The organism is Paenibacillus sp. P4_A9 (assembly GCF_056402415.1).
This window is the reverse complement of sequence record NZ_JBFUHL010000045.1, coordinates 1-12,502: the sequence shown is the minus strand read 5'-3', so window position 1 is coordinate 12,502 and position 12,502 is coordinate 1. Positions and strand designations below refer to the sequence as shown.

The window sequence follows — 12,502 nt, the reverse complement described above, 5'->3', positions numbered from 1 at the left end:
CGAATACACATGAGATTCGACGTTGTGTTCTCATACTCCTTGCTGTCTAAGTAGCGAACCACGCCAAATAATGTTGCAGAAAAGGGGGAAGAACCTGAGTTCCCCCCCTCTCATTCAATGATCCTTTTTAATGAATGATAGCTTTGGCCACGATTGCCAAGTCTAATATATCTACCTTACCGTCTTTATTGACATCCGCATTGGCATTCCAGCCTAACTGACCATCTTGTTTGCCATAGCTTGAGGAAACAATAGCCAAGTCCCCAATAGAAATAATGCCATTTCCATTGACATCTGCTGTTATTTTGCTGTACTCAAATGCCTGAACTGCCACTGCAAGATCAGCTTTGGCATTATCCACCTGAATCTGAGTAGCATTCGGGTTATTAGCTATTACACTCGCTGCACCGATGGCCGACTGAAGGATTGCCATTGATCCTGGCAAATACTGACCATCCATATTTCCTTCTACTGCAGCGTCATGCTTAGCTTGAGCACTTGAAATTAACGCATTCAGTGATGTCTTATCCACCGGTACTGCAGGTAAAATAATTTGTGTGCTGGAAGAGGCTCCGTTAATTTGCATTTCGTCACCTAGACCGTTGGCAATTGTCATTGCGCTTACACTAAAGGCTGTATCCGTAACTTGGGTTACCGCTTTGGCGGTAAAGCTAAATTTCAGTAAAGCTCCTTGTGAAGTAAATCCATCAGGTTCTGTGCTTGCAATAATAATTCGAACATGTCCCGGAACTGTCTCTTTCTGGTCAATGATTTGCAATCCGTAAACAAGAGATGTTACCGTACCCAGCTGCATATTCACCGCATCATAATTCAGAGTCAGCTCTTGAGCATTGATAAGCTGGAATTCACTTTGTGTAACGCCGCTCAATCCCATCGTCAGATCCAATGCTTCCCCAGTTATTACCTGCTGCCCACTGGATAGAGTAACCTGAGGCGATACTGACCCTTGTAATACTGTCACGCTGATACTTGTTGTCAGTGACACGTTGTTCGGATTTGCAACTACGTCAGGCAAAGTTACCGTTCCGTTCACGGTAAACGTCTGCCCAGCTTGTGATGATGGATCATAGGATGATGCATTCACATCCCATGCCACATTGGCGTTCAGGCTTCCTGCCGTATCGGTTACCAGTTCCACAGTCGCTGGCAAGCCAAGAGCTGCTGCCGTCTTCGCCGTTCCGTTTGCAACCCCGTTGATGGATGCCGGCGCTGTTATTCCAGTAAGAGTTGCAGGACTTACCACTAAGGTAGCTGTTGCAGAACCCTCTAAATAAGTACCTGTTGCCGCTGTTGTAAGATTGATTGTGAATGTTCCGGCTTTTGTAACGGTCAGCATACTGCCGYTGATTGAACCGGCGCCTGTTGAGCCTGAACCGATTGAGTAGGTTGGGGCTCCCGCATTCGTGTCAATTGTGAACATTGGTGTAAGGTCAATTGCTGAGCCATTGTATGCTTTTGTCATGTTGTTTGCTGTAATGGTCGGAATCTGCATGGCCACTGTATATGCATTTACCGAAACACTAGCGTCCGGCATTGTAAATGTGCCGCTTACAGAAAGGGCAGAGGGATTTGCGACCAAGTAGCTATTGTTCTGGAATGCACTGTTATCTGTCAGTGCAACAGGGTCACCTGCTGAGTCAAGCACATAGACAGAAGTGATTTGATAGCCCGCATTCGGTGTTACCGTGAAGGAAACAGGATCATTTACGTTTGCAGTTGTCTTGGTCAGTGTAACTGTTCCGTTTGACACAGCAGTTGTGAGAGTGCGACTTGCCGATGCAATAAACTGTGCTGTAACTGTCACTGCGGAAGCAGGCATTGTGAAATCATACTTTGACTGATCGGCAGTAACGGTTAATGGAACGCCTGCGCCGTTTGCATCAAGAGCAATCAGTGAACCCGGAACCATTTTATAGCCTTGGGCAGGTGTAATGGAGACAACAACATTGTCGCCGTTTGCTGCGTTTGCCTTGTTGATGGTGAGAGCGCCGTTTGTGATACCAGAGGCAATAATTACAGTATTTGTCGGAATGAAAGAAGCTGTAACGGTTACGTTGCTAGCAGGCATTATGAATGTAGCATCGTTTGCATGGTTATCAACGATAATCACATCGCCGCTTGCATTGTATACAGTAACTTGTTGGAACTTATAATTAGCGTTCGGTGTTGCAGTAACTGTGACCTTATCACCTTCTTTAGCAGATGGTGCCACGCTAATTGAGCCATTTTGAATACCTGTATCGATTGTGATGTTGAATGACGATACAGGGGCAAACTGTGCTGTTACTGTTACATCGCTTGCTGGCATAACGAACTGGTTTACAGTATCTGTTGTAACTGTGTTGTTTGAAGTATCCTTTACAACGACTGAACCTGGAACGAGTTTGTAGCCTGCAGCCGGAGTTGTAATAACACTAACGATTTGTCCATTTGATGCACTTGTCAAATCCGTTGTGATTGTGCCATTGCTTACGCTGCTGTCAGCGATTACATTGAAAGTTGTTGTACGTGTGAATACAGGCGCAATAGTAACATTGCCGATAGGCATCACGAAGGAGTAGTTGCCAAATGTTGCATCGGATAAGGTTACAGGAACATTGTTATCGCTTGCATCTTTTACAGTCAAAGAGCTAAGAACATATCCATCATTAGCTTGTGGACTAACGATTACTGTCTCGCCTGGTTGTGCTGCGGAAATTGTTTCACCCGCGAAGGATGCTGCCAATTTATTCGTGTAAGCTGGGTTAATACCAGTTACGTTTGCTGTGGAAACATTTGTTGCAACATTACCGTTTGAACCGCTTGCGATGTTGATATTGCCACCTGCATTTAAGGTAATCGGCGAACCAATAGCAGTACCGCTGCTGTTTGTTTGCTGCAATGTCCACTCTTTGCCTGGTGTTACGGTGGTCATCAGCCATGAGTTCGTATTATTAGCATAGTATGCGCTTAGGAAGTTTTGTTTTTGTTGTTCGCTGAATGCGTGGTTAACCATTGCGTCTTTCCAGGCTTTGATGCTCGCCAAATGTGCCGGTGTGAGACTTGCTACTGAACCCATGCCAAAGCCGGCATCAAGTGCTGCTACGAGTGAAAGTTCTCTGCCTGTTTGTTGTATGCTTCCGATACCAACTCCGTACTTTTGATTCAACAGGTTGCGTTGCATCATGTAAGCTCTGGAGTCTGTAACAGGATCTGCTTGGTCGGATGGTGCGGATAAATTGAAATTCGGGATGTTAACGGTTACTGAGCCGTTCCAACCCTCGCGGGCGATGATATCCCACGCGTTTGCAGTCATTATACTGTTAACGAGGTAGAAATTGTCCTTGTTGATTAAATTTTTGTAAAGAGTGGAATAAAACTGATTTAATGCCAATTGCATATATCCGTTTTTGTAAATATCCTCGAGACCATCGGCAGATATATCTCTGATGCCGGAGTCATTAAATGCTTGTGCTGCACGCATAGCAATTTGTTTTGAAATACTTTCGCCGCCCAAGAAAGCACTATATTGTGAAAGCCAAAGCCTTGCTACAGTTGCGCCTGCGGAGTAGGAAGAAACATATGCACCTGTTCCTCGTGCACCGCGTGTGGACCCGGTAATTTCCCACTCGTTTGGAGCGATCCGAGTAGCCCCCGTATATTGGACAATTTCCGATCCAACGCGCATGTACTTTCCAGGAGCATCTCTAACAATGTTTCCAAACAACGTAGCGTCTGCAACGTAAATCGTTGTGTCGGAAGCTGATACCGGACGTGTCAGCACTGTTGTTTGTGCGTATGCAAGGTCGGGATTTGCACCGTATGTGGTCAAATATTGCGTATCATTATCGCCGCCATTTCCGATGTAATCCGCCATCGTGTGTGAGCCTAGGTACACACCATATTTGGCGGCAACATCAGACATCTGAGCTTTAGCATTTTGATCGGAATGACCCCAGCTGTTATTAAATCTATAAGAACCGTTGTGATCATACGGACCGACTGCGCCAACAATGTTATAGACGTAATTTATACCCGCAGCATATGCGGCTTTAGTGACTGTATCTACATTAGAGGTATTAAGGCTACCGGTACTTATTTCGGAACCCAGCACAGCAGAAGCGGTTTTTTGCCACTGTCCGTTAACTGTAGGATGAGGCAAGCCTTCGCTAAGCTCAATATCCTCGATTGTATTCAGGATATTTGTTGACTTACTGCCAAACAGAGCAATTGAAGAACCGACAATGCTGGCATCCTGCGGATAAGCGGAATTGGTAAGTGCAGGAACACGCTCTTTGGCAATTACACCAAATGAATTCATTGTGAAGTCAGTTTGGTTAACTTTATCATTATTAACCCATGCGTAACCGCCTACAATACGATCTGTTGGATGTGTGTAATCGTTTGTGAAAGACTGCAGAAAACTTCCAAAAGGAGCAACCACTGCTGCCTGAGTTTGCCAGGACATGCCACTTAGGTATGTATTATCTTGATGTGTGTATCCTGGCGGATATGTTAGGCTTGCCCATTCCTGCGGCCAGCCGCCAATGGTTTTGTCATTGAGGTCGTGAATACCGATTGCAAAGTTGTGGTCATACACGACTCCGAGAGATTCACCCACGACACTTGAAATGGTTGTTTTAAGAGGGCCCCACAGCAATGTTTCCATATTAACACTTGGCGGAGCAATAAGATTAGATACCGTAAATGTTGAGTAATCACCTTTGTCTACAACCTTAACATCTACTTGCGTATTGATTGTTGCAAAGGTGAATTTCAATGTACTTGTTGCACTGTCATATGTCAGAGAAGTTGGTTTCTGAGATGCACTGTTTGCAATCAAAGAAATAAGATAGGAGTCACCATGTCCGACAGGAACATAATCTTGTCCGTTGATTGTGCTGACAATATTAGTAATTTGCCCTTGGCCATTGAGGTACATATTTACCGCACCCATGTTGATTTTAAATGCATCAGCAGTTTGAGTCGGAACCCATGTTGCTGTAAGAGTAATATCAGAAGTRATTGGAGTTGTAGAGTTATAGGGTACGCCGTTCAATTTCCAGCCGGCAAAGTTGTAACCGCTTCTTGTAGGATTCTGAGCCATGGTTACTGTATTGCCGTTGGTAACCTGAACGACAGACGGAGCTGTAACGTCATCGTTATAGTTGAATGTAACATTGCTGGTGCCAACATTATTCCAGCTGGCTTGTAATGTGATATTCGATGTTACCGGAGTGGTGAAATTATATGGACCGCCATTTAATGTCCAGCCGGCAAACACATAACCTGGATTTGGATTAACCGGTGTTGCAGGAACTGAGACGGTAGTACCAGAAGGAACGGATACTGTCGATGTTGTGCTGCCTGCATAGTTCGGGTCAATGGTTACGTTTAAGTTGCTGAACACCTCAAGTTGAACCCAAAGTGGCTGATCTCCTGCGACGGCCCTGGTGTCGTCCCATATAAATCCGGCCGACCAAAAACGAACATACCGCACATTTGTCATAGGAATCGGGATGTCATTGCCGTTCACAGTTTCATAAGTGATGGTGTTGTAACCGCCGCTGAGATTTGTGCCGAGCGATTTTATACCCCCCGCATTGGTTGAGTCATTGTTATAAACTGTTGTCCAGCTTGTGGCATCGGTTGAAATCTGGACAGCCTGATAAAAATCCCTCGCATGAGGAGGTGCACTTTTATAATACTGCCATGTTTTAATGTCGTTAACCGCTTTAACGCTACTAAGGTCGATCTGCATGTAAGCAGGACCGTGTGTTGTGGTTGCCGTTGAAACCCAGTTATCGCTGTTGAGCGAACCGGATGTCAATTGCGGTATATTGTTTGCTTGCTGGAAGTTGGAGGTTGAAAGAGTACCGCTGAAATTGCCGAATGTAGGTGTTATTCCATATGCAAGATTACCGGCCGGCGTTTGAGTTGCAGCACTGGCAGCTGTTAATGGAACAAGCGATGTAACAAGCATGCAACCTGCGATGAGTAATGAAAGTATCGACTTTCTTGTTTTCATTTTGATTACCTCCTATTTGTATATCAAAACTGCCCCATATTAATCACCAGTTAACATACCCGGTGCTTCTACTTTTTTGAGAGCTCCCCCGTTACTCAAAAATTCATTACACCTTCTGCGATATTCATGCTCAAATGCTTCTAGTACAAGATTAAAGTTTAGAATTTGTACATCCTCCCTTTTCTCATCATCGGTAATAAACGGTTCCCCTTCTTTTATTATCGGGTAGCCATTGTCGTCCACTCCTGCAAAGCTGTTAGATGAACGGTAAGCTACAAGTAATTCTTCAAAGGTATTTAAACCTGCTCCCTCTTTTTCTTTCCAAACAACGTCAACAAAAGACACATCCGGACTGAGAGAAATGCAGTTGTCCTTTAATTCCCAAACTTCTGCATCCGTCCTGCAATCAATAAATTCCTTGAAATATGGGATTCTGATTTTAATGCTTGCCGGCAGCGTATGAAATTCATTGTGTATTTCTATATGGGCCCCTATATGGTTAAAAACCATTTTTCCAGAAACAATCCCCATCTCCGTAGGTGCGTTTTCAAATGAAACTTCTTGATTGGCCTTTGCCCATTCAGGAGATATAACGCTAAATAAGTATAAATTTCTTTTATTTGGTTCCAGCCCTGCAGCCCCGCCATGCTCCATGACCAGCATATTACGAAGCACCAGAGCAACTTTGGCCGCAGCCCAGGCATGAGGTGTAGGGCATTTTGGTTCTACATGGCGGTCCGTCCATGGAAATACCAAATTTTCGAAACCCTCGTGGGTTGATCCGCAGTGAACTAATACATGATATAAGTCAATCAAAGCCTTTTCTGATTCACCCAGAACAATATACTGTTCAATCAGATTTGTTGTAATATATTGGTGCAAATACAGACCATGTCTATAAGTCATTACGCCTTCTGCATAACCCATTCTCATCTTGTCTAATGTTGCCTGCACCCGCTTGTCGCCAGGTTCAAGTATCTCAGTTGGATATACCAATAGAATATTTTCCCAATCACAATTTGTTTGGTATTCCTCAAAATTTTCTGAAGCAGCTTTCCCTGTTAAATATGGATAAAGTCCAGGTGGTACATAACCATCATCGCCGCAGGATGCTTGAATAGCATTTAGTAACGAAGATAAATACTCATAATGAAGTTTGTTCCACGCAATCGAATCTTCTTCCATTTCCAACGCTCTTGCAAGGGAGATAGCAGCCCTGAGCCCAAGTATAGAGAGGAGGTTATGAGAGGTATAATGGCCATTTATCATCTCTGCATCATAGGGATATGCCGGTGGCATTAAGCCATACTCATTTTCTTTCCTAGCCATCTCGATCCATTTAACAGCATCTTTAATTCTTTGATATATTTCTTTTGCATAATTAAAATCCCTAGTTATCAAACAATGATGTGCTAATGTATAGAGCATATGTCCGTGAGAAGACCAAAGTTTTTTTCCGTGCGATAAGCTTGTATCACAAAACAATCCGTCTTCCAATTGCCTTTTAAAAATTTGATCAAAACTCGTTCTCGCCAGCCCATTCCATCCTTTAAGGTCAAAGGCTAATCTCATGTCGATAAAGTCAATCATAAAAAAATTCGGATAAGGCAGCCCACTTGTCTGAAAGCGTTCTCCATTTCTTGTTCTAGTTGCTAGCAACAGGTGGACAAGGCTCGCAAGCTGAGCCTCCTGAACACGTTTTTCCGGAAACGAAAAGCTACCGCCTTGCTGCATCAAGTTTTCCCAATAACAAATGGTTTTTTTTCGATAGAATTCGTAATCAGCCTTATCCATTTTCTCGATAAATTCCACATCTGATAGTTCCACAKGAACTCTTGGCATCTTAAAAATCAGTGTAATTATTTCGCCTGGATCAAGCTCTTTTTCATAATGTGCAAGACATACGGCTGACTCCTCTTTAACATCAAATTCCTTGCCGCAAAACTCTCCTGAATATAGTTCTCCCGGTATTGCCTCGTTATAAGAGCACTGGGAAAAAATATATACAATTTTATTATCACGTATAGCCTTATTATCATGGATTTTGTATATCCATTCTTCCGAAAAATCCATCTTTATGTACTCGTTAGTGACATAATCCAAGCCTTGAAATCTATAGTCTTTTCCTGTGTTACGGCTTGCAGAAGAAAATGCTGCTTTTGTTCGATCTGCCCCCTTATTCTTAATCATTACTTTGACAAAATTTATCGTGTTGCTCTCGTCCTCACCATCCAGCTGATCTGCAAACATCTCGATGTCATAACGCACATTGCCCTCAGTCCAGTCATATAGCACTACCGGAATCCAACCTTCAAGAAAGGTTTTTTGTCTTGCAAAAAGAGGTTTTAGCGGTTTACCGTAAAAGAAGCATAATTCTGCATGCTTTGTAAACAAAGCTCCATCGAAGGTCACCTGTGTTACATCAGGCTGAAATGGTACCCCGATCGTTGTTGTTGACTTTGCAAGATAGCACCATTCACGGTTACCGTCTTCAACGGAAGTGTCCATCATCGATTGCCTGTTAATTCCTCCCAGATTCATGTTCACCCTCCGTGTGCCTGCATGCCAATTCAATTAGCTAAGCACTATCCAAATATTATGTTATGTACTAATTAAAACTGATTTGAAGAGATGTTGCGTTTAATTTTTAACTTAATAGAAATTCAAACAAGTTTACCTTTTTTATATGCTAGAATACGAATTGCAGGGACAATAAAAATAGATGACCCCTGTGCAATACAGGAATCATCTACTGTTAGCGATCAAACATAGGTTTCAGTTTATATCAGTTTAACCCTTTCATTCCTGAATGTGCTCGGACTAACACCTGTAAATCTCTTGAAAACCGTAGAAAAATACTGACTTGAAGAAAATCCCAGCATATGTGCTATATGCGTTACACCATAATCATTCTTTAAAATTAAGTTCTTTGATATTTCTATTTTATTTCTCAAAATGTATTCATGTGGAGAAATCCCGGTTTTTTCTTTAAATAACTTTGCAAAATATGATTCTGACATATGCATGATATCTGCTAAATCAGAAATCATTATTGTATTGAAAATATTTTTTTGTATGTATCCCAGTACCGGCTTCAAGTCATCCTGTTCTCTACAATTTATAGACTTTTCACTTTCTGACAACTTAATAATAAATTCAGCAATCCAGCACCGAATCAGGAAATCCTTATAAGGACTCTGAGTGAAATACAATTCAATTATTCTGTCAAATAATTCTTCGAACTTATAACATGCACGAAACCGCCTTTTTTTAATTACCTTTAACGCATTTAGTAATTTTTCCCCATCCTCATTAAAAAATCCCATGAAGTTATTACTTTCTTCTATATTTATCACGAAATAATAAAAAAGTGATTTATCCTCGAAATATGACCCAGAGCTATGAACTTCATCAGGAAAGACAATTAAAACCTCTCCACTGTTAAATTCATACTCATTATTCTCTACCTCATATATTTGTCTTCCTTTTACAAGGTAAGTAACTTCAATCGAGCCTTTATGAACATGAGTTTCAATAGGCTTGGAAGCTTTAAGGTGATTAATTCTGCCCAGTTTAAATTCAACCAGCCCGTTTTCTGACTTAAATGTAAATTCTATTCGATCTTGCTTAAACAAATCACTTTTATTCACTTTTTTCAATTTAATTCACCTCGTTATTCCCTCGAGTAGGCGTTCGAGAACAGAGAACAAAGGGATGAATCTCTCCATCCCTTTTTCCGTTCTGCCGTATTATTCATTYGSGTTTAATAGTTATAAATGTTGTACATTAATTGCGCCGCCTCCGCGCGAGTCGTTGTTCCTTTCGGGTAAAGCTTGTTGTCGTAGCCGTTGATTAACCCTGACTCGACAAGAGCAGCGATACTGTTTGTAGCGTAACTCGAAATTTCTGGCGTATCTGTAAATGAGCCAAGATCGGCTTCCGAAGCATCGGTTGTCAGCTGACCGCTTATTCTAAGCGCCTTTTCCGTCAGCACCATCATATCCTCTCTTGTAATGGAGGCCTGAGGATTGAATTGGTTATCACCGCTTCCGTTTGCAATTCCTAAGCCTCTGGCAATCCTTATTGCTTCGTCATAATATTCGCCCTCGTTAACATCTGCAAATCGTTCGCCCAAAGGCCCTTGCAAATCAAGCGTACGCAATAACAGCAATAGGAAATCAGCTCGGGTTACTTGCTGCAACGGACTAAATTGAGTATCTGTCGTACCATTAATGACTCCTTTGGATGCCAAAACTTCAATGGCATGCTTGGCCCAGTCCACGGAAGAGATATCATCAAATGATTTTTGAACGAACGAAATTGCATACGTGCTGAAGTGTGTAGTCGAGAAAGTTACTAACCCTGTAGCAGAATTATACTTTCCATTCTTTACGGAATTAATGTTGCCTTCTCCATCAATATACCAGACGACGATATGCTCTGGATTATTCTCTTCCTCCGTAGTAGGAGAATAAGGTACGCTTACGATTACAGGGGCTTTCGGGTTATTGAAGGCAATGGTTTGGCCGCCGGATTGAACGGAGAGCTCAATTACTGGATGAGATCCGACTTTATTCTGTACACTTGCGTCCAGCTTGCTGGTATCTGCTCGAGAGATAAGCAGCTCGGTCTGGCTATCAGTCAACTCACCTTCTCGAAACATATTGCTTGGAATAACAATAGAGGCGATAGGTGTATTAATTTCAATTTGATATTGTTTCTTATCGGCTGACATTAAATAAGAAGGTATCTGCTGCAAATAGGTTTTTGCATCGGTTGTTTGTGGAAATTCAAGGCTGATCGTTCCTTTTCCGCTTGGATCAGACTCGGCTTGCTTTTGAGCTTGTTCCCAAGCAGTCGCATCAACGGTTGACGTTGCAATGTTTGTTGCAGAGTCGACCTTCACTACAGGTGTGAGGGTGATCCGACTTGATTTCGTTTTGCCATTTGCCGATACCTTCTCGCCAACTGACTTAAGTGTAGAATCTAACTGCGAATTCACTAGTTTCACGGTGTTCAGCACAATATCGGTTGCTTCTTCACTCACTGCGCGAAAGGTTAATGTGGCTAATAGTGCATTTCCGTTTTGACCTGGTGTATCACCAATTTGTGTATGTGCGATTTGAATTTTGTTCCCGTCCACAATCGGTTTTATAGCAAAGCCGCCGCTTTGGCTGTCACCACTCACAAACTCTATCTTGCTCGAATCGTAAGTTAGATTAACCTCATACGCGTACAGATCACTTAACTGTTTTCCATTCACCGTTACTTGAAATTTGGTTCCTGCCTTCGGGCTTTCGTTTGAAATTGTCAATTTAAACTGCGGGCCTGCGTCTGCATGTATGACATTTTGGGGAAATGTAGTCACAATCAAAAGCAATGCCAGCATATAGGCGAGCAGTTTTTTTATCATTGAAAAAGTCATCCTTTCTTTATACCCTTGGGTAACAAGCATAATTAATAATGGGGAGAACTTGAGTTCACCCCATTATTAACGATCAGTTTAATGAATTATAACAATACTTGTGAAGTCTTTTAATACTTTTTCCGAAGTTTATGGGCGATGGATTGATAAAACAGATAATCAAAGGTGTACTTTTACTTACTAGTCACTTTCCAGGCATCTAATTGTTTTTGCTTCTCAGCAATAATTTTGTCGGAGCCTGCTTTTTTCAACTTATCCAAGAATTGCGGCAAATACTTCTCAGGGTCTACGGAACCAGTGGAGATTGCATAATATAGTTCATCGATGGCAGCGTCAACATTAGCCTTCTCTGCTTTAACCGGTGTAAAGTCAAATACGAAACCTAGCGCATTGGATGGTGTTGCGTTTTTATTGAGATCTACCCACATTTGTGTAAACTTCTGATCGTTTCCTTTTGGGTCGCCATCTGACAAATAAGAGAGTGACATATTGCCAAATTCCCAAGGGGAACCCATTTGGAAGCCGCTGTCTTTAATCGCTTCGATTCGGTTATCCGCGACTTTCTTGTAATGTTTACCCTCAACGCCCCAGACAAGTGTGTTGTAAATTTCTTTGTCAGTGTTAAGCAGATTGAGGAGCATCATGGCTCTTTCTTTGTTTGGCGAATTTGCAGAGATAGCCGTCATCGTAGCTGCAGCTTTATCGGTTGTAAGAAGCGGCTTCACGAATTGGAAGTCGTAAGACTTTGTTTCTGGATTTGCGTAAGACATCCTTCCTGGCGCATCCATGCCAGCTTGCGTAAATGCGACAGAATCAATATCGATCTGACCTAAAGCTATGGCATTCTTTCCAGCTTTACTATCGGCCGTAGTATCTTTCAAGGTAGCTGCGTCTTTCCGTAAATATCCTTTACTGAACCAATCTCTCATCATTGTAATATACGCTTTGAATTCTGGCGTTTCGTATTGATTGACAACCTTACTTCCATCTTTTAGATACAAATCTCCCGGGGTCTTCGAATCGCCTAATGTTTCAAGTCCGAACATCGG

At 42.3% G+C, this 12,502-nt stretch carries 5 protein-coding genes; all 5 read right to left on the bottom strand.

Annotated features, from left to right (window positions below; genetic code table 11):
* Positions 1–127 precede the first annotated feature (127 nt).
* On the bottom strand, positions 128–6,028 hold the full coding sequence (locus AC1DVJ_RS22765) for an InlB B-repeat-containing protein (protein WP_477593584.1): 5,901 nt from the start codon (positions 6,026–6,028) through the stop codon (positions 128–130).
* Positions 6,029–6,067: 39 nt separating this feature from the next.
* Positions 6,068–8,569, bottom strand: a complete 2,502-nt coding sequence (locus AC1DVJ_RS22760; RefSeq protein WP_477593582.1) for a hypothetical protein — start codon at positions 8,567–8,569, stop codon at positions 6,068–6,070.
* Between the two features lie 239 nt (positions 8,570–8,808).
* Entirely contained in the window at positions 8,809–9,678 is an 870-nt protein-coding gene (locus AC1DVJ_RS22755) for an AraC family transcriptional regulator (RefSeq protein ID WP_477593641.1), read from the bottom strand.
* Between the two features lie 113 nt (positions 9,679–9,791).
* The gene (locus tag AC1DVJ_RS22750; protein ID WP_477593580.1) at positions 9,792–11,441 is read right to left on the bottom strand and encodes an S-layer homology domain-containing protein; all 1,650 of its coding nucleotides are present in this window, start codon (positions 11,439–11,441) and stop codon (positions 9,792–9,794) included.
* A 185-nt stretch (positions 11,442–11,626) separates the two neighbouring features.
* Positions 11,627–12,502, bottom strand: an 876-nt coding sequence (locus AC1DVJ_RS22745; RefSeq protein ID WP_477593578.1) for an ABC transporter substrate-binding protein, incomplete at its 5' end; no start/stop codon positions are given.

Coding starts and splice junctions, on each gene's coding strand:
- AC1DVJ_RS22750 (WP_477593580.1), bottom strand. CDS start 11,441: ATGATAAAAAAACTGCTCGCCTATATGCTGGCATTGCTTTTGATTGTG.